This window comes from Allofustis seminis DSM 15817 (genome assembly GCF_000374325.1).
Lineage (GTDB): Bacteria > Bacillota > Bacilli > Lactobacillales > Carnobacteriaceae_A > Allofustis > Allofustis seminis.
In genome coordinates this window covers 126,240-152,423 of the sequence record NZ_KB894082.1, presented here as the reverse complement: position 1 = coordinate 152,423, position 26,184 = coordinate 126,240, and the positions used below count along the sequence as shown (strand labels likewise).

Annotated in this window: 18 protein-coding genes; 3 read left to right on the top strand and 15 right to left on the bottom strand. The window is 37.7% G+C overall.

What is annotated here, in order from left to right; all coding sequences use genetic code 11:
• Window positions 1-106 precede the first annotated feature (106 nt).
• The 11 genes from C231_RS0104810 to C231_RS08420 all read right to left on the bottom strand — a co-directional run bounded on the left by C231_RS0104810 (window position 107) and on the right by C231_RS08420 (window position 17,098).
• Window positions 107-814: a Crp/Fnr family transcriptional regulator gene (locus C231_RS0104810; RefSeq protein WP_018659508.1), complete on the bottom strand. Its 708-nt coding sequence runs from the start codon at window positions 812-814 to the stop codon at window positions 107-109.
• A gap of 39 nt (window positions 815-853) precedes the next feature.
• Window positions 854-2,545 (bottom strand): arginine--tRNA ligase, encoded by a 1,692-nt coding sequence (argS, locus tag C231_RS0104805; RefSeq protein ID WP_018659507.1) that lies wholly within the window; start codon window positions 2,543-2,545, stop codon window positions 854-856.
• Window positions 2,546-2,745: 200 nt separating this feature from the next.
• Window positions 2,746-4,083 (bottom strand): M20 family metallopeptidase, encoded by a 1,338-nt coding sequence (locus C231_RS0104800; RefSeq protein ID WP_018659506.1) that lies wholly within the window; start codon window positions 4,081-4,083, stop codon window positions 2,746-2,748.
• Window positions 4,084-4,131: 48 nt separating this feature from the next.
• Window positions 4,132-5,628, bottom strand: coding sequence for a YfcC family protein (locus C231_RS0104795; RefSeq protein ID WP_018659505.1), 1,497 nt, complete (start codon window positions 5,626-5,628; stop codon window positions 4,132-4,134).
• A gap of 147 nt (window positions 5,629-5,775) precedes the next feature.
• The gene (gene argF / locus C231_RS0104790; RefSeq protein WP_018659504.1) at window positions 5,776-6,777 is read right to left on the bottom strand and encodes an ornithine carbamoyltransferase; all 1,002 of its coding nucleotides are present in this window, start codon (window positions 6,775-6,777) and stop codon (window positions 5,776-5,778) included.
• A gap of 96 nt (window positions 6,778-6,873) precedes the next feature.
• On the bottom strand, window positions 6,874-8,100 hold the full coding sequence (arcA, locus tag C231_RS0104785; RefSeq protein ID WP_018659503.1) for an arginine deiminase: 1,227 nt from the start codon (window positions 8,098-8,100) through the stop codon (window positions 6,874-6,876).
• A gap of 545 nt (window positions 8,101-8,645) precedes the next feature.
• Window positions 8,646-9,311: an HAD family hydrolase gene (locus tag C231_RS0104780; RefSeq protein WP_018659502.1), complete on the bottom strand. Its 666-nt coding sequence runs from the start codon at window positions 9,309-9,311 to the stop codon at window positions 8,646-8,648.
• On the bottom strand, window positions 9,308-11,965 hold the full coding sequence (locus C231_RS0104775; protein WP_018659501.1) for a valine--tRNA ligase: 2,658 nt from the start codon (window positions 11,963-11,965) through the stop codon (window positions 9,308-9,310). The genes C231_RS0104780 and C231_RS0104775 overlap by 4 nt, the downstream gene beginning before the upstream one ends.
• 318 nt (window positions 11,966-12,283) lie before the next feature.
• Window positions 12,284-13,231, bottom strand: a complete 948-nt coding sequence (gene arcC / locus C231_RS0104770; RefSeq protein WP_026314356.1) for a carbamate kinase — start codon at window positions 13,229-13,231, stop codon at window positions 12,284-12,286.
• Window positions 13,228-14,070, bottom strand: a complete 843-nt coding sequence (locus C231_RS0104765; RefSeq protein ID WP_169333937.1) for an oxamate carbamoyltransferase subunit AllH family protein — start codon at window positions 14,068-14,070, stop codon at window positions 13,228-13,230. The genes arcC and C231_RS0104765 overlap by 4 nt, the downstream gene beginning before the upstream one ends.
• Before the next feature lies 1 nt (window position 14,071).
• Entirely contained in the window at window positions 14,072-17,098 is a 3,027-nt protein-coding gene (locus C231_RS08420) for a bifunctional FdrA/YlbE family protein (RefSeq protein WP_018659498.1), read from the bottom strand.
• A 224-nt stretch (window positions 17,099-17,322) separates the two neighbouring features.
• Between C231_RS08420 and C231_RS0104755 the strand changes: the two genes are divergently transcribed.
• Together C231_RS0104755 and C231_RS0104750 are read left to right on the top strand one after the other, a co-directional pair.
• Window positions 17,323-18,183, top strand: coding sequence for an alpha/beta hydrolase (locus C231_RS0104755; RefSeq protein ID WP_018659497.1), 861 nt, complete (start codon window positions 17,323-17,325; stop codon window positions 18,181-18,183).
• 40 nt (window positions 18,184-18,223) lie between these two features.
• Window positions 18,224-19,447 (top strand): NRAMP family divalent metal transporter, encoded by a 1,224-nt coding sequence (locus tag C231_RS0104750; RefSeq protein WP_018659496.1) that lies wholly within the window; start codon window positions 18,224-18,226, stop codon window positions 19,445-19,447.
• An 82-nt stretch (window positions 19,448-19,529) separates the two neighbouring features.
• Here the strand turns inward: C231_RS0104750 and thiI are convergent, their stop codons facing one another.
• The 4 genes from thiI to rpsD form a co-directional block, all read right to left on the bottom strand.
• Window positions 19,530-20,741 carry a tRNA uracil 4-sulfurtransferase ThiI gene (gene thiI, locus C231_RS0104745; protein ID WP_018659495.1) on the bottom strand — a complete coding sequence of 404 codons (1,212 nt, stop codon included), beginning with the start codon at window positions 20,739-20,741 and terminating at the stop codon, window positions 19,530-19,532.
• An 18-nt stretch (window positions 20,742-20,759) separates the two neighbouring features.
• Window positions 20,760-21,905 carry a cysteine desulfurase family protein gene (locus C231_RS0104740; RefSeq protein WP_018659494.1) on the bottom strand — a complete coding sequence of 382 codons (1,146 nt, stop codon included), beginning with the start codon at window positions 21,903-21,905 and terminating at the stop codon, window positions 20,760-20,762.
• 74 nt (window positions 21,906-21,979) lie between these two features.
• Window positions 21,980-23,683, bottom strand: coding sequence for a septation ring formation regulator EzrA (locus C231_RS0104735; RefSeq protein WP_018659493.1), 1,704 nt, complete (start codon window positions 23,681-23,683; stop codon window positions 21,980-21,982).
• 227 nt (window positions 23,684-23,910) lie between these two features.
• Complete coding sequence (gene rpsD, locus C231_RS0104730; protein ID WP_018659492.1) at window positions 23,911-24,516, bottom strand: 30S ribosomal protein S4; 606 nt, start codon at window positions 24,514-24,516, stop codon at window positions 23,911-23,913.
• A 371-nt stretch (window positions 24,517-24,887) separates the two neighbouring features.
• On the opposite strand from rpsD, the gene ald reads away from it, so the two are divergent.
• The gene (gene ald, locus C231_RS0104725) at window positions 24,888-26,003 is read left to right on the top strand and encodes an alanine dehydrogenase (RefSeq protein ID WP_018659491.1); all 1,116 of its coding nucleotides are present in this window, start codon (window positions 24,888-24,890) and stop codon (window positions 26,001-26,003) included.
• Window positions 26,004-26,184: the final 181 nt, after the last annotated feature.

Below are 26,184 nucleotides of genomic sequence, written 5' to 3'. Positions count from 1 at the left end.
TTTTTTAATAGCATCGTGTGCCAGTCAAAATAAAAAAACCAGCCTCCATACATAGAAATTCTCAATATGAAAATTTAATGCCTATAGAAAGACCGGCTTTTTTTAGTTAAAGGAAAAAATTCATAAAATAGTCTTCATCATAGATAACTATTTTCTTACGACTAAAATCAATCAAGTTTTCTTCAGTTAAATCGCGTACTACTTTCCCAGCAGTCTCACGTGTAGTGCCTGCTGTAATTGCCAATTCATTAATTGTTAATGGATATGGAATAACTTTGAGTGTACGATCTTCAACAATCATGGGACGACTCATATCACGGACCCAAATGGCAAGTGATACAATCACACGATTATATGCACTTGAGTTGGTCGTAAATTGCAGTCTTTTCTCTTGAAATTCTAACACCTCTGCCATTTCTTGATACATATAAAGCAGTTGTGCCTGATTATCGACCACATTTTTTTCAAGCAAATCCTTAGGAATTAACATTAAATCGACCGGGGTCAAGGAATAACCCGTGTAAGGATAGGTTCGTTCATTGAACATCAAACTGTATGGAAAGAACGTCCCTTCTTTAATATAATCCTGGAACAAATACTCTCCCGATGCATCCGATTTTTCTAGACGAATTGCTCCTTTTAACAAGAAGAAATAATCGCGTGCTGGATCGCCATGAAAAAATAACACTTGGTTTTTTTCATATTGATGATAAATCGATTGCGAGATAATTTGGTTTAATTGCGCTTGACTAAATCGCTTAAAAAAATCATAGCGTGCGATTTCTTCCATGTACAAATCAACGTCACGGTTCATTACTCAACCTCCCTTGTTCAATTCAGTTGAGAAAAAATACTACATATTTTCCGCTGTCTCAATTGCAAGGAGTCTTAGTGCATCTTTGAGAACAATTGAAGTTGCTTCAACTAAAGCAATACGTGCTTCAAGTTCATCATTATCTTCAAGAATTTTCACATTTCCATAGTACTTGTTAAATGTTCTTGCCAATTCCATCACATATTTTGCAATAATTGATGGTTCATATTCATTTGCTGCACGAATAATATTACGTTCGTAGTCTTGAATCGCTTTAATCACTTGCCAGCTATAGTCATCAGTTAATGAAAGCATATGTTCACGATTAATTTCTTTACCATATTTTTCGATTAAGCTACGTGCACGTGAATAGGTATATTGTACATATGGGCCAGTGTCGCCTTCAAATTGAACGATATCTTCCAATTTAAAGTCGAAAGAGTTCATACGATCATTTTTCAAATCGTGATAAACAACAGCACCAACACCCACTTTGCGTGCAACTTCATCTTTATTTTCTAAGTTTGGATTTTTTTCTTCGATTAAATCGTGAGCTAGATTAATGGATTCTTGAAGTACATCTTCAAGAAGTACGGTATTTCCATGACGTGTTGACAATTTTTTACCTTCAAAAGTAATCAAGCCGAATGGAATATGAATCATATCATCAGACCAATCGCGACCTAATTTTTTAAGAACAGCTTTTAGCTGTTTGAAGTGGTTCGATTGTTCATTACCAACAACATACAAGCTCTTCGTAAAGTCAAATGTTCTCTTACGGTAATAAGCAGTTGCTAAGTCACGTGTTAGATATAATGAAGCACCATCCGATTTTTTAATCAAGGCAGGTGGTAAATCTTCATCATCTAAGTTGACGATGATTGCTCCATCATCTACTTCAGAAATGCCTTTTTCAGCTAATTCATCGACAACTTCATCCATTTTATCGTTATAGAAAGATTCACCAGTATGATAGTCAAATTTAATATCAAGCAAATCATATACACGTTCGAACTCTTTAATGGATTCATCTTTAAACCAATTCCAAAGTCTTTCCACTTCTGGCTCATGATCTTCCAATTGACGGAAAACTTCACGTGCTTTAATTTCAAGTGATGGATCCAATTCTGCTTTAATGTGGAATTCAACATATAATTCTACTAGCTCTTTGATTGGATTCTCTGCAACAAGTTCAGGGTCTCCCCATTCACGATATGCCACAATTAATTTACCGAATTGTGTTCCCCAATCTCCTAAGTGGTTAATTCGAATAGGATTATAGTTAATTTTTTCTTGAATACGTGCAATAGATTCTCCAATTACAGTCGAACGTAAATGTCCAAGAGACATTGGTTTAGCAATGTTTGGTGAGGACATGTCAATCGGAACATTTCCTCCTTTTCCTAAATCTACATTCCCGTAATCTGATCCTTCTTCAAGAACTTTGTGAATCACCGCATCAGAAAATTTTGCGCGGTCAATCTTAAAGTTCAGATAAGGACCTACTGCAGTAATTTCATCAAATTTTGTATGATCCAGTTCTTTCACTAGCTCTTCTGCAATAATATTTGGTGATTTTTTAAAATGTTTTGCTAATACAAATACTGGAAAAGCAAAATCCCCAAATTCAGAATTAGTCGGGATTTCGATTAAATTAATTAAAGTTTCCCGATCCAGAGCACCGTCCAAATGCGGTAATATACTTTCTGCAATGAATTCTCTTTGATTCATAATTTTCTCTCCATCCTTTCCAGTATACATATGAATTATAAAATGAAAAACTCTCATTTATCTCATTATATACTTATTATTTTACTGTACCATATTATTATATACATAATTCATTCATTAGTTCAACAAGAAACTATAAAAGATTAAATAAAAAACTCTGCTTCTTCACAAACATGTGAAGAGGCAGAGTTAAAAACTTTTTAGTTATTTACAGCAAGTGCTCGAATAGCATGTGCATAAATTTCCATTGCATCGTAGAAGTTTGAGAGTGGCATATTTTCATTTACCTGATGTTCCACTTCAGGAACTTCTGGTAAACGAGCACCGAATGCTACACAATTTTTCATTGTACGCGCAAAGGTTGCACCGCCTGAACTCATCGGTTCAGACATATCGCCAGTCAATTCACGATATACAGCGAGCAAGTTTTTAATTAACTCACTGTCTTTTGGAACATATAAAGAAGCAAGATAATCAAATTCTTGATACTCTAGTCCATATTCTTTTGCTGCAGCTGCTAATTTTTTGACAAGATCATCTTTATCAGCAGTGACAGGAATACGGATATCGAGAGCGATTTTTGTTTCTTCTTCTGTCACAATTAATTTTGCGAAGTTTACGGTTAATGGTCCACTCATTTCATCTGTCAAATCTCCAAAGAGTGATGTCATATGAACATTCTCTTTTAAATATTTTGTGATGAATTGAAGTGCAGGATGGTCATAAACTTCATTTAAAGCTAAGACCAAATCTGTCAAAGCATTTTCGCCTTTAAATGCATCTTTAGAGTGAACAGATTTCCCAATGGTAGTGATTTCTCCATCTTTTTCAGTGAATTTGATTCCATCTTTTTCAAAGAAAGCTTTTAATTCATCAATATGCTCACCCGAATAAGAAGCCGTTTCAGGCACAACGTTAAATGCGCCATCATTATTCGACTTAAATTCTTTTGATCCTGGGCCAACTAAAAAGACGTTAAGCAATCCTTTTTCTGCATATGTTAATGGGAAAGCTGAGTCAGGAGCAAATCCATAAGTTCCTTGCTCTTCTTTTTCATTATAACGATTCATGCAGCGCCATAAGGTTTCTTCATCTGTACCGAACACGAAACGTACACGTTTATTAAGTTCTGCTCCTTGATCGCGAAGGGCTTTCAATGAATATAAAGCAGCTACAGAAGGACCTTTATCATCTTGCGTTCCTCTTCCATAGAGTTTGTCATCATCAATTGTTAGCTCAAATGGCGGGAATTTCCATGCCGATTCATCACCGACAGGTACCACGTCTAAGTGGCATAGCACCACCAACATTTCTTCTCCTTCGCCCACTTCAGCATAGCCATAATAGCCTTCTTCATCAATGAACGTGCGCATTCCTAACTCTTCACAAATTTCGAGCGTCCCTTTCAAGCAATTATAAATATCTTGTCCGAAAGGTGTACCTTCAGCATTCTCATCCAAAACAGAAGGATAAGCAATTATTTTACCTAATGTTTTAACTGCTTCTTCATGATAAGCTGCTGTCAAAGTGTATTGCATAGTTACCATCCTTTACTAAAGTAGAGTAGTTAAATTTGTTGCCAAAAATTATAGTACATATACTCCGACAAGTAGTAATGCAATTGATACGACAAATGTGATAACAAGCAAGTTACGCATGAATTTTAGCCAGATACCTAAGTCAAGGTCTGCAATAGCTAAAGCACCCATAACAACTCCAGAAGTTGGGGTTACTAGGTTAACAATACCTGCACCACTTTGATAAGCAGTAATAATAATGTGTTCAGCAACGCCTGCAAATTGTCCTAATGGTGCCATGATACCCATGGTTGCAGCAGCAAGTCCAGAGGTTGATGGAATTAGGATGGACATTGGAATGTAGAAGATATAGGTTAGAGCTGTAAATGCACCTTTAGATAATCCTGAAAGTGCTTGTTCACCCCAGTATAGGATGGTTGCAGTAATTTGTCCGTCGTTCATGATTACTTGAATACCACGAGCAATTGCACAAATCATAGCAACTGATAACAAGTCAGCCATACCATCTAAAAACATGTTTACAAAGTCATCTTCTTTAATTCCATAAACCCATGCAATAATAATTGCACTAGTGAAGAATAACATGGTAATTTCTACTAGATACCATGAACCAAATGGTAGAGCATCGCGCCCTACTAGGTCACCTAAGAATGGTACAGAATGTAGCCAATCATGGATTTTATCAAAGATTGAAGGACCACCTAATAAATCTGGCCAAGGAATAAGAGCAACAATCATAATTACAAATGTCAATGCAAAGATCCAAAGAACTGTTTTTTGTTTTTTGCTTAAATCTCCAGCATTTTCGTTAACTCTAAATTTTTCTCGCTGTTCTTCCATTTTATCATAAATCAATGACTGTGTATGATCCGCTTGTACTTTTTTAGCATATCTAGAGACGTAAATCGCACCAATCACATAAAATACTGCTAACATAATACCGCGTAATAGAATACCATCTGCCATTGATACACCTGCCATGTCAGAAGCAATACCCGTAGCAAATGGGTTAACTGTACTTGCAAGAACTCCCATTCCGGATCCTACAAGAACTACTGCAACGGCAACAAGTGAGTCCATACCAACAGTAACCATAATAGGAATTAATAATGGATAGAATGCCATGGTTTCTTCTGCCATTCCATATGTTGATCCACCAAGTGCAAAGACAAACATTAGCACCCAAATTAATTTGGAAATGTTGTCTTTTTCTTTACGAATTAAATGTCCAATACCGGCATCAATTGCGCCTGTTTTAGTTACAACGTTTAAGAATCCACCAAGTGATAAGATAAAGATTGCAACTTCCATCGCTCCATCAGTAAGATCGTTACCTAGGAATCCTAAGAATGGTGCAGCTAATACGTCCCAAATCCCTTGAGGGTTGGATTCAATTACATGATATGTTCCGGGTACAAAAGAACCATCTTCTAAAACTTCATATTGTCCCGCTGGAATAATCCAGGTCATAATTGCAACAAATATAATAATTAAAAATAGCGTCGTAAAAGCATTAGGCATTTTACGTTTCTTTTTCTCTGCCATTTTTTTCACTCCTTTTTTTATTTACTTAAAAAATGAACAGGGTTGGAAACCTACAACCCTGTTCATATAATTAAAGTTATTCTTATGATGGGCGTAAACTATTTAATTGTTTTTCAACAACATAGGGGGGTGGATAATTCTATTCAATTATACGCGAGGGATGAATAGATTTCCATTAGTTACAGCCATGATTGCTTTAATAGAATGCATGCGGTTTTCAGCTTGTTGGAATTGACGAGCATTTTCTGAACGGAATACTTCGTCAGTAACTTCCATTTCTGAAAGTCCCCAGTTTTCTTCTACCATTTTTCCGTATTGTGTTTCTGTATCGTGGAATGCTGGTAAGCAGTGTAGTAAAATCCAGTCTCCTTCGATACGGTCGGTTAATTCTTTGTTAATTTGGTAAGGTTTTAGAAGTTTAACGCGTTCTTCAAATTTATCTTCTTCACCCATTGATACCCAAACGTCAGTATAAAGAATATTAGCATCTACAACTGCTGAGTTAATATCATCAGTAACTTCGATGACAGATCCAGTTTCTTTAGCAATTTCGCGAACTGATTCTACTAATTCTTCATCTGGGAATAATTCTTTTGGAGATGCGATGGTTACTGAAACACCTAATTTAGCACCTGCTACCATTAATGAGTTAGCAACGTTGTTACGTCCATCTCCGCAGTATACTAGTTTTAGACCTTCAAGTTTTCCAAATTCTTCTTTAATGGTCATATAATCAGCGATCATTTGTGTTGGGTGCCATGCATCAGTTAGTCCGTTCCATACAGGTACACCGGCGTGTTCTGCTAATCCTTCTGCTACTTCTTGTTTGAATCCGCGGAATTCAATACCATCGAACATACGTCCTAATACTTTAGCTGTGTCTTCTACAGATTCTTTTTTACCTAATTGGATATCGTTTGCTCCTAGGTATTCAGGTGCAGCGCCTAAATCGTTACATGCTACTGTAAATGCAGCACGTGTACGAGTAGATGTTTTTTCAAACAATAGGGCAATATTTTGCCCTTTTAAGTATTCATGTGGAATTCCACGTTGTTTTAAGTCTTTTAAATGAATACTGAAATCTACAAGGTATTTAACTTCTGCTGGTGTAAAGTCTATAATTTTCAAAAAGCTTCTGTCTTGGAACATTAGCTACACTCCTTTAGTTTTTCCTTAATTAATTTGTTATGTATTATAGCTAGTCCACCCGCCTCATGTGAAGCGGGTGAAGAAGCTTATTTATTATTAGATATCTTCACGAATTAGTGGCATGGACATGCAACGTGGGCCTCCACGACCACGAACTAATTCTGATCCTTTAACTTTGATTAGTTCAATTCCATGTTCTTCTAATAATTGGTTAGTTACAGTGTTGCGGTCGTACACAACTACTACACCTGGTGCAATAGTTAGGGTGTTTGAACCGTCGTTCCATTGTTCACGAGCAGCACCAACAATTTCTCCGCCTGCACATGGGATTAATGTAACTTTTTCAACACCTAAAGCCTCTGCTAACACTTCATCCAAGCGTGTAGAGTCTTTTTCTTCTAGTTTAATTCCGCCATTTCCATCTGGTTTCAAGGAGATTACGCGAAGTCCTGCTTCGATTTCTGGGTGGATGGTGAATTTATCGTAGTCAATCATTGTGAATACGGTATCTAGGTGCATGAATTTACGGTTGTTATCAATTAAGAAGGCAAGAACTTCTTTGAATGCGCCTGCATCAAATACACGTCTTGCAACTTTTTCGATAGAACGTGCGTCTGTACGTTGAGATACACCCACTGCTAATACATCTTTAGAAAGTACTAACTCGTCTCCACCTTCAATTCTTGTATCCTCAGTACGTTCGTAGTAACGCTCTACTTTATCACCACTATATTCTGGGTGATAGTTAAAGATATAATGACCATATAGTGTTTCACGGTTGCGTGTATCCGAATACATATGGTTAATGGTTACACCGTTTGCCATAGTTGCAAATGGGTCACGTGTGAAGTATAGGTTTGGCATTGGGTCTACTAAGAATGGATAGTCTGATTCAAGCATGTCTGCTAATGAAGTGTTTAATGCGTCTGCATCAAGTTCAGATTTTTTGAATCCTTCCATTGTTTTTAGAACCATTTCGAAAGTTTCCATTCCTAGAAGTTGTTCTTTGACAATTTCTTTAACGCCTTCAGAAACGATTCCACTTTCTGCTAGCCAATCTTCTACAAATTGTTCTTTAACATCGCCAGCATCGATTGCTTCTGCTACAAGTTTTTCTAAGTAAACAACTTCTACTCCGTTGTCACGTAGAACTTGTGCAAAGTTATCGTGTTCTTCTTGTGCTGCTTCTAGATAAGGAATGTCATCAAATAGAAGACGATCTAGGAAGTCAGGCATTAAGTTTAGTAACTCTTTCCCTGGACGGTGCAAGCACACTTTTTTCAACTTACCGATTTCTGAAAATACATGAATTGGTTTTGTCATGAATATTTTCATCCTTTCTTTTTTTCTGTTTCTTACTACGTTTATAGTATATCCAGAAGAAAAAACGGTTTCAAGAAATCGTTTACAGTACAAACGATAAATTCCTCACATATGTAATGATTAGAATTCTCCATTTGTTATTGCGAACACATTAATGCGGTCCCAACACTTCAATCAACATTATATCATTAACGCTTAGCGTTATTTTAAATCCTTTTGATCAAAAGGGTAATTCGCTTTCAAGCTCATTATACCACAACGCATTACAAAGTAAATGGATAATGTAAGGAATTTCTCATTCAGGACACGAAATACGTAACGTTTTTGTAAAATCCTACTATTTCTGCAAGGCAATTCTTTCTTCTCTTTTACACTCTTAAAAAGCCACAATACTTCGATGGCTATGGAAAATTATAAATATATAGACCTATCTATTAATCACCAGAATATTATTCTTTAAATATAGAAGAAATCAAAAAAGAAAGTCACTTTTCTGTGACTTTCTTTTTCTATATTCATGATATTTATTTGCTATTTCTTTCTGCTTACTTTCCATTTTCAGCTGCAATATAATCAATAACGGCGTGCAAATCGGAAACAATGGCAGTCGTCTTCTCTTCTGCTTCACCTCCAGGAATAACCAAATCAGGAACCATAATCACCCGAATATTTGCAGAATGTGCTGCACGTATTCCATTTAATGAATCTTCCAACACCACCAAATGTTCTTTTGGTATATCAAGCAATGAAGCGGCCTTATTAAAGATTGCTGGATCTGGTTTAGCATAGTGGACCTCATCACCGCCAACTACCCCCACAAAATATTGCGCAACATTCAACTTTTTCAATAAATGGTCAACCATCTGCCGATCAGTGCTTGATGCAACAACGGCAGGAATGTTCCAAGTTTTCAATTGTTCTAATAATTCGATTAATCCCACTTGATAGTCAATGTCCCCTTCCATGAATGCATCATAAAGTTGACGATCTGCTTCTTTTAAAAAGCGGTCCGCCAATTCATCATCTTGAACAAGTTGATGTACGCCTTCTACATAATGGCGACTATCACTCCCGATAAATTGGCGATAAAAATCTTTAGTAAATTCAAAACCTAACGATTCTGCTACGCGGCGATTGATACTATAATAGACGACTTCCGTATCGAACATCAATCCATCCATATCAAAAATTACGCCTTGAATTGTAGTCACTTTTTATTGCCCTCCATTTGTTTTATTTTTTCAAGTTGTTCTTTTACAACTTGATAACGTTCTTCATATTCTGCCCCTTTATCGCGTTCTGCTTGAACGACTTGCCCAGGAGCATTTTGTACGAATTTTTCATTTGCTAATTTCTTCTCTACTCGTGTCATTTCACTTTGCCATTTTTCAAGTTCTTTTTCTAATCGTTTAATCTCTTCTGTGATATCTAAAAGACCCGCAAATGGGAAATAAAGATGTGCTCCTTTAATGACTTTGGTCATCACTTCTTCTGGAATATCAACTTTACAGCTAATTTCTAGCACATCTGGATTACAAAATCGTTCGATAAAGGAGCGATTTTCTCTCATAAATTGTAAGACTTCTTCAGAATGGGCCTGAATAAGTAAATCAACCGTACGCGACATTGGACGATTAACCTCCGAACGCACTTGACGAACTGTTTGAATTAACTCAATAAGCACACTCATATTTTCAACGGCCTCTTCATCTAACCATTTGGCGTTACAACTTGGATATGGTGCAGTAACAATAGATGTGTTCTCATCATAAATATTGTGGTAAATTTCTTCAGTCACAAATGGCATGATAGGATGCAAGAGGCGTAAAATAGCATCTAATACATAAAGGAGCACCGATTGGGTAACTCTTACTTGTTCAGCAGTTCCTTCTTGCAATACTTCTTTAGTCATTTCAATGTACCAATCACAATAATCATCCCATATAAAGTTATACAATGCACGACCTGCTTCACCAAATTCAAATTTGTCTAACTGTGCATTAACATGTGCAATCGTTTCATGAAGTCTTGCTAGAATCCAGCGATCTGCTACTGTCATATGTGTTTCGTCAAGCTGAATATCATTCGGGCTGAATGTTTTCAAGTTGAGCAAGACATATCGACTAGCATTCCATATTTTGTTAATGAAATTCCATGAAGATTTCATTCGTTCATAACTGAAACGAACATCTTGACCTGGTGTAGAAGATGTCGTTAGGAACCAACGCAGTGCATCAGCACCATATTCTTCCACAACATCCATCGGGTCAATTCCATTGCCAAGCGATTTACTCATTTTACGACCATCTTCTGCACGAATGAGACCATGAATTAAGACATTCTCAAATGGAATGCGATCAGTAAATTCAAGTGCTTGAAAAATCATGCGCGATACCCAGAAGAAAATGATATCATATGCAGTCACTAAGGTATTAGTTGGATAATAGCGTTTGTAATCGGGTGCATCAGTATTTGGCCAGCCCATCGTTGAAAATGGCCACAAGGCCGAACTAAACCATGTATCTAATACGTCAGAATCTTGTGTCCAATTTTCACTATCTTTTGGTGGAACTTTTCCTACATAGACTTCACCCGTTTCATTATGATACCAAGCTGGAATCTGATGTCCCCACCAAAGCTGACGTGAAATGACCCAGTCGTGAACATTTTCCATCCAATTCACAAATGTTTTTTCAAAGCGGTCGGGATAAAAATGAACTTTTTGATCTGTTTTTTGGTTTTCAAGCGCACGTTTAGCCAATTCATCCATGCGTACAAACCATTGTGTTGAAAGTCGCGGTTCAACTACAACACCTGTACGTTCAGAATGTCCAACACTATGGACCATTTCTTCTACTTTTACAAGATATCCTTGAGCTTTTAAATCTTTTACGATTTCTTTTCGTGCTTCAAAACGGTCCAAGCCTGCATATTTCCCAGCAGCATCATTCATGGTTCCATCATCATTCATCACATTTAATTGTGGTAAATTATGACGATTTCCGACTTCAAAGTCATTTGGATCATGTGCTGGTGTAATTTTAACGACACCCGTTCCAAATTCAGCATCCACATAAAAATCTTCTATGATAGGAATCTCGCGATCAGTGAGTGGCAATTTGACCATTTTACCAACATAGTCTTTGTAACGTTCATCACCCGTATGGATGGCAACTGCAGTATCACCGAGCATCGTTTCTGGACGTGTCGTTGCAACTTCTAAATAACCTGAACCATCCGCTAGTGGATAACGTAAATGATAAAAAGCACCTTGAATTTCTTTATGCTCCACTTCGATATCACTTAATGCTGTACGTGCTTTAGGATCCCAGTTGATAATATATTCCCCGCGATAGATAATTCCTTTTTCATATAAGCGGACGAACACTTCTTGAACGGCTTGGGAAAGACCTTCATCCAGTGTAAAGCGTTCACGATCATAATCGACAGAAAGCCCCATTTTTGCCCACTGTTTGCGAATGCGGTCCGCATACTCTTTTTTCCATTCCCACACTTTATCAATAAATTTCTCGCGTCCTAAATCATAACGACTAATATTTTCTTTAGCAAGCTGCGCTTCTACCACCGCTTGAGTCGCAATCCCAGCATGATCCATCCCAGGTAACCAAAGAGTATCATAGCCTTGCATACGTTTATGACGAATTATAATATCTTGCAGCGTCGTATCCCATGCATGCCCTAAATGCAATTTACCTGTTACATTTGGTGGGGGAATTACAATAGAATAAGGGGCTGCATCTGGATCAGCAGAAGGTTTGAATACTTTTTTATCGAGCCATTCTTTGTATTTTCCTTCTTCGACTTTTAGATGATTATATTTCGTCGGCATTTTAAAATCTGTCATCTGTCTCCTCCTTTAAAATAAAAAAGCATTCGTCGATATAGGACGAATGTTCCGCGGTACCACCTAAATTAACAGCTATTGATAAATTATATTAGCTGTCACTTGTCGCAGCGATAATGGGCTACTCCCAATTTGCATGTTTTAAAGCGACTTCAAAATGATAACATCGGAGGTTCTCACTTTAATCCTCTTCCCTGTGATGTTAGTGCATCTTTACTACTCTTTTGCAATTTATTATTCTTCAATAGTATACCATACATTGAATCAAATAAACAAAAAAAGAGTGAATGTTTCCACTCACTCTTAATATTTCAATCATTATTTTGTAATAACAGTTGCAGAACCACCTGCAAGGTAGTTTGCTACGTTTTCTAAAGAAGTAATAACTGCACGACCTTCTTCGCGATTTTCAACGAATTTAATTGCAGCTTCTACTTTAGGTAGCATACTTCCTGGTGCAAATTGGTTGTCAGCAATATGTTGTTTCATTTCTTCTGCTGTTACATTTTCCAATTTTTCTTGGTTTGGTTTATTGAAGTTTACATAAACGTTATCGACACCTGTTAAGATGAGAAGAGTGTCAGCCTCTACGAGTTCTGCAAGTTTTGCAGATGCAAAGTCTTTATCAATAACGGCTTCTACACCTACGATATTGCCACCTTTTTCTACGACAGGAATTCCTCCACCACCTGCTGAGATGGTAATGACATCATTGTCGATCAAGCTATTAATCACTGGATATTCTACAATAGAGATAGGTTTTGGACTTGCAACAACTTTTCTCCAGCCACGACCAGCATCTTCAACATAGGTGTCACCAGTTTCTTCCATTGCTTTTTTGGCTTCTTCTTCCGTCATAAATGGACCAACTGGTTTGCTTAGATTTTCAAATGCAGGATCATCTTCAGCTACAACAACTTGTGTAAGTACTGATGCTACTTCTTTATCGATGCCTTTATTTTTCAATTCTTCTTTTAATACATTTTGTAACCAGTAGCCAATACTTCCTTGTGTCATTGCAACTAATGTATCAAGCGGAAGGGCTGGGTTTTTTTCGCTATCTGCAGCTAATTGTTGTAATAATAAGTTTCCAACTTGTGGACCGTTACCATGAGAGATAACTAATTGGTATCCATCTTCTACAAGGTTTGCCAAATGTTTACTTGTTTCGCGTAATGCTTCCATCTGACCTTTTGCGGTTGGATCATCAGTTAAAATTGCGTTACCACCTAAAGCTACCACAATTTTTTTGTTCATATATCTCATCCTATCTTATTCATTTTTAAATAGGTCCATGCGCCGACTAGTATATCTTTTCCTGAAGTGTGCCCAAATGTCTGAATGATATGGAGTTGATGAATCACTTCCGTCTCATCGCGTTGACTGACTGCTTCCAACAAAGCTTGCCATGGTAAATTTGCATTTTGTTTCAATAATAAAGCGTAGTAAGAAACACTAACTGCTGTGGTCGTTCGACTCTTCAATCCTTCTTGAACAAGACATCTTATTTTAGGAGGGTGTCCTAAAGCTGTCTCCATCAAAATGGCTCCTTGTAAGAAATCGTCACCACTTGGGGTTAGACCCACTCCAGCGCCGATTAAATTCAACACATCTTCCAACCTTATCTTATCGTTTTCTAAAATATTGTGCAAGATGTTTAACCAAACTTTATTTTTTACGAATCCAGATTTTTCGATGACGTGTTCTGCTTCAATTTTTTCAAATAATTTTACTGCTCGAACGTCTGCTTCTGAAATTTTTGGAATATATAAATGAACTGCATCAATTTTTTCAATTTCTACTATGATGAGCTGTGGTCGTGTATAAAAAATAAGATAATTATTTTTAAATTGTACACGTACTCCTGCATTTAACTGTTGTGTCAATTTTTTGAATATTTCACGATCAATCATTATGCCATTTGCAACCAAGGTACCTGGATAATTAGGACCAATATATAACAGTTCAGGTGAAGTACCATCTGTTAAATTAATTCCTCGTTCAAAAACTGAATGGACAGAAAGCGACTTACTCTCATTCAACATTTTTAAAGCAGAAGTACTGCCGACTAAATGTGTCAGCAGTACTTCATGTGATCTATTCATATTAGAAGTCATTAACGTCAATCCCAACAGATTCTGCATAAGCAATCAATGCTTTTTCGAAGCAGCCATATGGTGCACGAACAGTTCCTGCTCCGACTTGACCAACGCCAGCATCTTTATGTGCAATTCCTGTGTTAATAATTGGCGTAATGCCCGTTTCAACTACTTTGCGAACATCAATTCCAGCAACTGTTCCTTTGAAGTCCCAGTTAGGAATTGTCCAGTTAGCATTATGTGTCGTTGTGATTTTTTCCATTTCATTGGAGATTTTATTAGCATCTTCAATTCCATTCAATCCAACGAAGCGTGTAACGCCCGGAGCTGCAATCATTGCCATTCCTCCCAGTCCGATCGTTTCTGTGATCGCACTGTCTCCGATATCTGGGTTTGCGTCAGCTAATGAATAGCCTGTGAAGAATAAACCATTTGGTTGATTTACAGGTGCAGTGAACCACTGATTGCCAGTTTGTGACATACGAACGCCGAAATTCTCACCGTTACGCGCTAATGTCGTAACAATCGTACCTTTTTCAACTTTACGTGCATAATCTACGATTGCTTTACCAACGGCCATTGAGATATTCAAGAAGAATTGATCTGTATCAGCTAGGAACTGAATAACATCTTGCTTATCTTTTTCGCTCACACCTTCAAGTGCAACAATGGCTGGTGCCACTTCTTTCATAAAGACAAGACTTGATGCAATGTTACGTTGATGGAATTCGTCTCCCATGCCAATGGCACGTGCAATAACGACGTTCAAGTTAATACCATCTTCTAATGAACGAACCGCTTCACCTAATACTGGACCTAAAACATCTTGCATCCATTTGAGTCGGTTAATAACTTCTGGTGAATTCGCACCAAATCTTAATACTTCACCGATTCCTTCGTTCATGATACAAATGCCTGTTGTGCCTTCTTCTGATTGATCTGCACGGTTTTCAATGAGAACAACTGGGAAGTTCTTGGTCGTAATTCCACCCATCGGTCCAACAGCTCCAACATGATGGCATGGCATAAATTCTACTTCGCCTGCTTCTAATTGACGGAGAGCATCCGCTTCATCTTCTGCCCATCCTTCAAAAATCATGGCACCAATAATTGAACCTACCATAGGACCTGTCATATTTTCATATTTAATCGGTGGTCCTGCATGAAGCACAACTTTTTTATCGGTGTCTAATTCAGGAATTAATTCATATGCTGGACGAACATCCACTAAGAATGGTTGTGAATTAACAAGACGATCGACAACTTCCTCATTCGCTGCATCAATTTCTTCTTTACGCTTATCAAGTTCATCTAAGATATGAATCAATTGTTTGTTACCATTTGCCCGTGGTCTCCAATTAAATTGAACGGCCTCTCCACCAAATTCCAAGATTGGCTCAGTAAAGCTCTTAATTCCAACATTAATAACGCGTGGAGGTGTTGAAAGTAAATCGGTCACTGCTGTACTTGGTTTGTTCAATGCGACTTTTTCGCCTGTATATGCAACAAATGATTTTTCTGGGAATGATACTTCTTTACCCATATAAGCTAATGCAAGTCTTACAGCACGTTCATTACTTTCGGCAACAATAACGCCAGCATCTTCAAGCGTAGATACTGCTTTAGCAAGTCCTTGCGGGTCATGTGCTGTTCCAACAACCGATCCAATCACATATAATTCACGTCCAGATGCTTTAGCTTCTTGAAGCGCTTTTTTAATACTTGGAGCAAGTGCACCTGCCATATCATCATGTGAGCCATACCCTAAAACAACATCTATTAAAATAACACCCGTTGACTCATCTGCTAGAACTTCTTGTAATTTATTAACACGTACTTCTGGATCAATCATTGGATGCGGTTTCCCTTGAGTATACACATCATCACCCAAGTCCATCACTTGGAAACCATGTGTATCAAGAATGAATCCTTTTTCTGATTGAATTTTGCCTAAGTCAAGAGCATCTGCAATTAAAGTTGCCGCTTCATTTGCTAAAGTACCACCTGAATATAATCCTTTTACAGTTTTTCCTTCAGAAAGTACCTGATCAACTTTTTGGTTTAAAGGTAAGATATAGTTGCCTTTAATTTCTTCACCATTTGCTAGATCAACTGCCATACGTGCCGCTTCTTCTAATGTATAAGCAAGTGCCACATTTCCTACGTGCTCTGTTGGTTTCTCACCAAGGAAGATAGCAACTGCTGGTTTAGATAGTGACTGTAAGGTAGCTACTACTTGATTGCGAACTTCTTTGGCTGGTGGTTTTGAAATCACTAAGATGACATCTGTCGGATCATGCTCGTCAAGTGCTGCAATAGCATCTAACATTGTAATAGCGCCAACTTTTTCATTTAAGTCGCGACCACCTGTACCAATAGCATGGACGACACCGCCACCTAGTTCGTCAATAATCGTTGCAGTTTCTTGAATACCCGTTCCGCTTGCACCCACAATTCCAATGTTGCCTGGTGTTGAAACATTTGTAAATGCAAGTGGTACGCTAGAAATGATACCTGTTCCGCAATCTGGACCCATCAAAAGCAATCCTTTTTCATGAGCTTTTTGTTTGAGTCGTGTTTCATCTTCCAATGATACATTATCACTAAATGAGAAAACATTAAGTCCATGATCAAGCGCACGCTCAATCTCGCTGGCTGCATATTCACCTGGAATAGACACAAGCGCTAAGTTTGCATCAGGTGCTTGTTTTAATGCATCAGACCAATTTTCTACTTCTTGCAATCCTGCTGCTTCTGTTCCTTTTGATAGATCTGCTAGGAATTGATCCACTTTTTCAAGTACACGGTCCATGACATCTTCTTCGTCAGACTCTACAACAATCGCCATTTCATTTGGGCCTGCTGCTTCTAACTCTTCTGTGAAAAGGCCTGCTGTTTTGAACATGTCTTTGTTTGAATCGGTGGCCATCATGACTTGTCCTTGCTTTACCCCTTCGAGTGTGTTGATTTCATTTGTGAGTAGCATCAAGTTGATGGAATCTTGATAGCTATCACGGATGACTGTGTATAACATCTTACTCCTCCTTATTTTTTCTTTGTATCTATTATAATGCTTTTAAATTACTGTTTATATAGCAGTTAGCGATAACTTTTTAGGCGAAGTCTAACTTTATTGACAAAAATAAACAAAATTCCATTTTTCTATTGTTATTCCAGCGATGATGACCTACTATTACAGTAATGTAAATTCAATAGTACATTCTATTAATAAGTTCACTTATGGAAGGAGCTACTTTTTTGACTTCCTATCACTATGACACATTGCCGCTCAGTGACGGAATACACCATTTTGATGCCATCTTTTATAGACCGAAAGATCAAGTACTTCAAAAAATTATCTTGTACTTTCATGGTGGCGGACTCATTTTCGGGCAGAAAGAAGATCTCCCCACCCCTTTTTTAGAACAATTCGCGGCACATGGCATTGGCATTCTCGCTGTTGATTATCCACTGGCTCCCGCACATTCGCTAGAAGAAATTATCCAACAGACTCGACAGATTGCCGAATGCTTTTTGGATTTTTTGCATGAGCATCAATTAAAGATACCTTATTATATATTCGGCCGTTCTGCCGGGGGATATTTGGCACTTCATGCAGGACTTCATTTGATTCACAACAGTAACCATCTACCTGCGGGAATGATATTGCTCTATAGCTATTTTAACTTAACAGATGCTGCTTTTCTTATGCCAAATCGTTACTACCAACAATTCCCAATGCTGGATGCTGGCGCTTCACAGCGACTGATTCAAAAAGCGATGCGAACACAACTGACAGCTCAGGAAGCTTTCTTAATTTATTTAAATGCACGACAAAAAGGAAAATGGATGGACATACTGACCAAAGAGGCATCCCATTTGAAAAAATTCTCTCTTACCAAGGAAGAAATCAAAACATTGCCACCACTATTCATTGCAAGTGCCACTCATGATACAGATGTCCCTTCACGTCAATCGCGACAACTGGCGAACTTTCATCCAAATGCCACGCTATTGATGATAGAAGAAAAAGGTCATGATATTGACCGTACATTTATTGAGACGCATGGGATGAGAATTTACAAAGCAATGATTCATTGGATGGAACTTCATAATTAAAGGATTTAATTTTAAAAAAATACAAAAAAGGAGAAGAAAGATGAAAGAAAAGAAATCTTTTATGGACCGTATTAAAAATATGGGACCTGCAGCGATTGTTACTAGTGCTTTCATTGGCCCGGGAACAATTACCACAACAACACTTGCTGGGGTAGACTATGAATATCAACTACTTTGGGCAGTGCTGTTCTCAGGAGTTGCGCTCATCTCGCTCATGCAGATGACAAGTCGTATTTCGATTATTTCGCAAAAAGATATTACTTTCGCTACAATTGAAGCACTTGGCAATAAGCCTGGTATTCGCAAAATGATTATTGCACTTGTTACTCTTACATTATTCGTAACTGGATTTGGTTTTGAAGCAGGTAACCTTATCGGAGGCTCTCTCGGTTTCGCCGATTTATTCAACCTCCCACAATGGGTCGCCGCTTTAGTCTTAGGTGGCGCTGCTTTTTATGCTGTCGTTATCGGAACAGCCAAGACACTTGAAAAATTAATGTCTTTATTTGTTGGTTTAATGGGACTTTTATTCTTTGTTACAATGATTTTAGTACAACCTGATTATGGTGCTGTACTTCAAGGATTTGTTACACCAAGTGTGCCAGATGGATCCATCGTGAATGTTATTTCATTAATTGGTACAACATTGATCGGTATCAATATTTTAATTCATTCGCTAAGTACCGCTGAGAAATGGGATGATCCTGCCCATCTTGGCGATGCAAGTTTCGATACTTATTTCAACGTAGGAATTGGACTCATCATTACTGCCGCAATTGTGATTGCTGCAGGTACCGTACTCTATGGAACAGGTACAGAAGTTACTAGTCCAATTGTCTTTTCACAAATGCTTCAACCTGTCCTAGGCGACTTCGCACGTTGGATCGGCGACTTAGGAATTACAAGTGCTGGACTTTCCAGTGCTATCGCTACACCACTGATTTTAAAAGAGGTTGTGCCACATGTATTAGGTTGGGAACGTAATGGCATAAAAGCACGCATCGCTGGTGGATCTGCCGTTGTCTTTGGTACAGTGCTTGCTGCTTTAGGTCAAAGCCCTGTCCAAATTATTATTTTCGCATCTGCTTTAAGTGGGATCTTCTTACCAATCATCGCGATCATGGTAATGATCTCTGCTAATAGCGAAAAATTAATGGGCAAATACAAAAATAACATTCTTCAAAATGTTGTCGGCGGATTTGCAACCATTATTACTTTAATTTTAGGAATTAGAAGTATTTTGAATTTCCTTTCAAACTTCTAATGCAACTCTTTTAATAACTATTGAATCATAAAAAATTGCCCATCATCCTCAAAGGAATGACGGGCAATTTTTTTGGCCATTTTTATAATAAATCTTCAAATGCATCTATTTCTTTCGCTACATCTTCTAATCCAATATTGTCAATCTTCACTCCTGCGACTGCTCTTTTTACGAGACCATCGATATCCATCGCAGCTTCGAATTTTTCGACATCATCTAAATGCGGTTTAGTTTTTGGACGTGGAGGGGTGAAAATCGTGCAGCAATCTTCAAAAGGTTGAATAGAAAGTTCAAAAGTATCAATTTCTTCAGCAATTTTTACAATTTCTGTCTTGTCCATTGCAACAAGCGGGCGTAAAATTGGCACGCACGTTACGGCATTAATGGCGCGCATACTTTCAAGTGTCTGTGAAGCAACTTGGCCTAAGGATTCCCCATTCATAATCGCTAAGGCTTTGCGCTGATGCATTAATGATTCGGTAATACGCAGCATCATTCGGCGCGTAACAGTCATAATATATCCTTCTGGAATGACACGTTTGATTTCTTCTTGAGTCTCTGTGAAAGGAACTTCAATAAATTTAATTTCACGTCCATATTTTGTCAATTTAGCAGCTAAATCCTTTGCTTTTTGTAAAGCTTGCGGGCTTGTATAGGGTGGGCTGGCAAAGTGAACCGCTTCGATTTCAATTCCACGTTTCATCGACAAGTAACCCGCAACAGGTGAATCAATCCCACCTGAGAGCATCAGCATACCGCGACCTGCACTTCCAACAGGCATTCCACCAGGGCCTTGAATAATTTCAGCATATAAATAGATACCATTATCGCGCACCTCAACAAAAATCACAAAATCAGGTTCATTCATTTTAACCACTAACTCTGGATAGGCTTGGGCAACGGCTGATCCAATTCGGCGATTCAATTCAATCGTATCATATGCAAAATCATGGTCGGCGCGGCGGGTATTAATTTTAAAACTTTTTCCAGGTGCTTGTAATTTCTCTGCTAGAGAAATCGCTGCTTGTTCCACAGCTTCTAATGTTTTTTCTACTTGAATGACTGGAGACATCGTTTGAATTCCAAAAACATTTTTTAATTGAGCTATGACACCTTCTTCTGATTCACCATGTAATACTATATAAGTTCGATCGCGATGCCACTGCACTTTTGCCTTTGGATAGTCTTTCAAAGCATATTTAATATTTTGTGCTAATAATTGAATGAAATCATTAATATTTTTCCCTTTAGTTGATAACTCTCCATAACGAACCATAATCTGCGACGGTTTCATGGATACATCACTCCTTTATTACTTTTCATAGATGCGCGTGAGCTGACGATAAATTGCTTTGAACGCTTGTAGGAATTGGGCAACTTCTTCCATTGTATTATATTCAGAAAAGCTGATACGGATGGCAGTCTCCGCTTCTTCATGCACAATTCCCATTGCCAAGAGTGTAGATGAGTCCCTGCCTGCACGACTGGAGCAAGCACTGGTCGTTGACACATAAATCTCTTCCGCTTCCAAAGCATGCACGAGCACTTCTCCACGAATTCCTTGAATTCCAAGGCATGTAATATGTGGTGCACCTTTATCTGTTGAAAAAAATTGCACATAAGGTAGATTTTTTAATCCTTCGCGTAATTTTTGTGTCAATTGTGCAAGATGTTGACGTTTTTTCATTTCATCTTTTGTTAAGAGTCGCAATGCACGACTTGTCGCAACAATTCCTGGTAAATTTTCCGTACTGCTTCGTTGTCCTTTTTCTTGCCCTCCGCCAGAAAGTAGCGGTGCCACTTGCTTCCCTTCTTTTAGATAGACAATACCTACACCACGCGGTGCATGGAATTTATGCCCCGAAAATACCGCCATATCAATGCGCTGATCATTTCCTAATGGTAGATCGATTTTGCCAATAGCTTGTACTGCATCAATCATTAAATGAATCGTTGGATATTCTGCCAAAACTTCGCTAATTTTTGCCAACGGTTGGATGGCACCCATTTCATTATTGACCGCAATAAAAGTTGCTAAGATCGTATCTGGACGTATTGCTTGTTTTAATTCATCAATTGAAATCTGCCCCGTCTTATCTACACTAAGGCGTGTAATTTCAAATCCTAAATGCTCTAATTGATCCATCGAATGTGCAACGGCTGGATGTTCGATCTGCGTGGTTATAATATGTTTGCCAAAACGCATTTTTTCCATTGCCGTTCCTTTAATTAACCAATTATCCCCTTCCGTTCCACTACTTGTAAAATAAATTTCAGTTGGTTTTACATGTAAAATTTGGGCAACTTGAGCACGTGCACTTTCAAGTAATTCATGCGCTTGTGTTCCTAAGTAATGGAGGCTGCTTGGGTTGCCAAAAAAGCGTTGACTCACTTTTTCATATACTTTTAAAACTTCAGGTGTTACTTTAGTGGTAGCACTATTATCAAAATAAATCACCGAATCTCCCTGCTTTCTACTCAAATAAAAAGTGTAGAAAAGCAGTTGTTAAGCCTCTACACTTTCTATTTGTATCATTGTTCTTGATATTCTTTTAAAATATTTTGTAAGTCTTCTGGTGCGATTTGATTTAATTTTTCTTGCACTAGTTGCAGTGCTGCACCATAATCATAATCTTTTTCGAATAATGTCTGACTATATTGAATAGTCTCTTCAACTCCTGGATGTTCTTCACGATAACGCATAAGGCGTTGAGAAATTATTTCTGTTAGCGTTGAAGCTTTGATAATATCGTCTGACCAGTCCTTTAATTCTTCGACATCTTCTTTGCACATTTCATATTGACGTTGTGCATCTTTCAAGTCTAAAACGGGTTGTGAAAGCACGCTACCAAATCGTTCAAGACGTTTTGTAGCTGAGAAGAAAAGCTCAAGATATTTAGCGCTGATACCTGGCAGTCGGCGATTTTCAATTCGACGTTTCATTTCATACATGGACTGTTCCATTGTAGCTTGTTCTTCTTTTAATTGAATTTCACGCTGACGATAACTTTCTAATTTATGGCGCAATGCTCGCGCTTGTTCAAATGCTTTCTCTAATGCACTAAAAATACGTTCCAACAAAAATTGCGCTTCACTATATGGTAATTTTTTAGCAGCAAGACGTTCAGTAAGCATTCGAAATTGCTTTTCTTCAGATCCGATAAGTGTTAATAGCTGCTGTGTTTTTTGTTGCTCACTATTTTGTAACCAGTAACTTTCTGCCAAACGCTCTGCCATAACATTCAATTTCTTTTGCTCATCTTTCAAATAGAAAATGGCTTGTTTATTTCGCTTAATTAAATCTTTTACTTCTTGTTTTGCTTTCAATTCAACATCCATTTTTTCGTATTGAGCATCAATTTGTTGTTCAATATCATCAGTTTCTCGTGCAACATTTTCAAAGTTCAATGTTTCAATCTCTTTTATCAGATTGGCAATCTGCGTGCGAATAGATTGAACGGCTTTAGGGATATCATTTTCTGCAAAAACATAGCCATTTTTCAAAAAATATTGATAACCTTGCTCGATTTCTTTCAGTTGTTCAAGATAAATCTCATCAAAGCGTTGGAATAATTGTGGTATTTGATCCATTTGCTGGCGCATTGTTTCAATTTCTTGGTTAAGTTTAATGATAATGCGGTTAGCTTCTTCATGATCACCACTTAATGTAAAATTAGAAAAGCTGGTAAAATAGTCTTCCATTGCTGCCAACTGCTGCTCTAACTTACCCGCAGCATTTCCAAATGAAAAGCTTCGTGCAAGCAGCGCCTTGCGAATTTCATGATATTTTTCTTTAATTTCATTAATGCGTTTTAAGTTAGCTTCTTCTTGTCTAATGAAATCATTAATTAGCTTAGTAAAAGCTTCTAATTCTTTTTCTACTTCATTAAGTGTCTGTCTAGCACGTTGCTGCGCTGAGCGCGCCTTATTAAAACGCAATTGATCAGTCGCTTGTTCCGCATCAAATAAATGTGTTTCGATGGAGGGATATTTGTCCTTTTCAATAGCTTTCCACTGCTTCAAAAGCTCTGTCCGATATTCGGCAGATTGTCCCGTAATGGGCATTGCTTCCACAATGCGAATTTCTTTGTATGGTGCATGTTTGAGTATACTATTTTTCTTTTTGTCTAACTCATCAATCGTCTGATAGCTTTTTTTCCGAATTAAATATCCAATTCCAACAATTAATAAGACCGCTATGACGATGATGAGGAGCCATATTTTTAAAGTGTCCACAACGATCCCCTCACCTATTTTTATTTTGGATAGACTCCGCTGATATTCTTACGTTTAAGTATATCAAAAATCACACTATAATGTTATGGAAAAGTTAATATTCTCCAAATATTTTTCAATAAATGAGCCTTATTCTTCGCTTTTGGATAAAAAAAGACTAGCTGACGATGAGCTAGTCTCTTATTGTAATAAATGTATAATGCAACAGCTTGTAAAAAAGCTAAATCTTAACGGTTGTAGAATTCAACAACTAAAGATTCTTCGATTTCTGCTGGCATTTCTTCACGCAATGGGAGGCGTGTTAATTTACCTTCCATTTTTTCTTCATCGAATTCCAAGAAATCTGGTCGACCATATAGCGATTCAATGGATTCTTTGATGACTGCCATATTGCGTGAATGTTCGCGTACGGAAATAACATCTCCTACTTCTACTTGGTAACTTGGGATATCAACACGTTTGCCATTCACTAAAATGTGACCATGGTTTACAAATTGACGTGCTTGACGACGTGTAGATGCAAGACCTAAACGATACACAATATTATCCAAGCGACGTTCAAGTAAGATCATGAAGTTCGTTCCTTGTTCCCCTTCACGAATTCTTGCAGCTTTTTGGAATAAGTTGTGGAATTGACGTTCATTCATTCCATATAAGTAGCGTAGTTTTTGTTTTTCTTTCAACTGTAAGCCATATTCTGATAAGTTTTCACGATTAGTTGGGCCATGTTGTCCTGGTACATAAGGACGTTTAGCCAATTCTTTTCCTGTTCCAGATAGAGAAATTCCTAAACGGCGAGATTTTCTCCATGATGGACCTGTATATCTAGACATATCTTTGCCTCCATTATTTTATTTTGCAAGTAAAATAATGTATAAAGTTCAATAATTCGTGCATTCTTATTTAGCTTTCGCCGAGTTGCAGCCGCTGGTTACTCGCTCTTCACAATTGATGAAATAAGAATGTTGACGATGTTATCACTTTTTGCTGCATTATTTTACACAAAGAACAGTATATCAATAAAGCCATGCAACGTCAACTAATTTTTATTTTTTTGTTGCTCGACATGTTTTTTTATGGAAGTATTTGACAATTTTTGATATGATTAATGAGTAAAATTTAACCTATTTATCTTGGATTTTTAATGAAGTTGTTGCTTCATTTTCACATTCGGATAAAGTGTATGCTGTAAGGAGGCAAAAATATGATAATTGGACTACCAAAGGAAATCAAAACAAATGAAAACCGCGTGGGAATGACACCTGCGAATGTCAATGAATTGGTAGAGCTTGGGCATGAAGTTTTAGTCGAAACTCAGGCAGGCATTGGCTCAGGATTTACAGATGAAGAGTATGAAAAAGCCGGAGCAAAAATTATTTCATCAGCCGCCGAGGTTTGGAAAGCTAAAATGATTGTTAAAGTGAAAGAGCCTCTAGAGAGCGAATATCAATATTTTTATGAAGATCAGATCATCTTCACCTATCTTCACTTAGCCGCTAATCGGACTTTAACGGATGCATTAATTGATGCAAATGTATCAGGCCTTGCTTATGAAACAATTTCTGTGAAAGGACGTCTACCACTCCTTAATCCAATGAGTGAAGTTGCGGGACGTACAGCCGTTCAAGTTGCTGCTAACTTGTTAGAAAAACATAATGGCGGTAGCGGTATCCTTTTAGGTGGTGTCCCAGGTGTAAGACGCGCACGTGTTACTATCATCGGTGGCGGAGTCGTCGGTGTAAATGCCGCAAAAATTGCAGTTGGAATGGGTGCTCAAGTTACAATCTTAGATATTAATCCTACACGACTCGCTGAATTAGACAATATGTTCGATTCTCAAGTTGACACCTTAATGTCAAATGCTTACAATATTGAAAATTCCGTTAAAAATTCTGATGTTGTCATCGGTGCAGTGCTTATTGCTGGTGCTCGTGCTCCAATACTTGTTACAGAAGAAATGATCAAAGCAATGGCACCGGGCTCTGTTGTCATCGATATTTCTGTTGATCAAGGCGGTAACTTTGAAACTACCACAAAGGCTACAACACATGAAAATCCAACCTATATTAAACATGATGTCGTACATTATACAGTAGCGAATATTCCGGGAGCTGTGCCACGTACATCGACTGTCGCCCTTACAAATGCAACGATGCCTTTTGTCAAACAAGTTGCAAATCAAGGCCTTGAAAAAGCATTCTTAAGAAATAAATATATTATCCGCGGAATGAATACTTACAAAGGACTCGTTACAAACCAAGCCGTTGCTCAAGCACATGATCTACGCTATACAAGCATCTATGATTTAATTCGTGGCTAATTTTTTCTTGCAAAAGTCTTTTAAAGACTGCTTGCTACAAAATGCAGAGAAAGTCTAGTTGCATCAGTCTTCAGAACAATTTAAGACTATGAGATTTTAAGCTCATAGTCTTTTTAAATAAAATAAATTCAGGACATATCTTCAATAATTGACTCATTATGGTAGAAAACGATAGAAATAG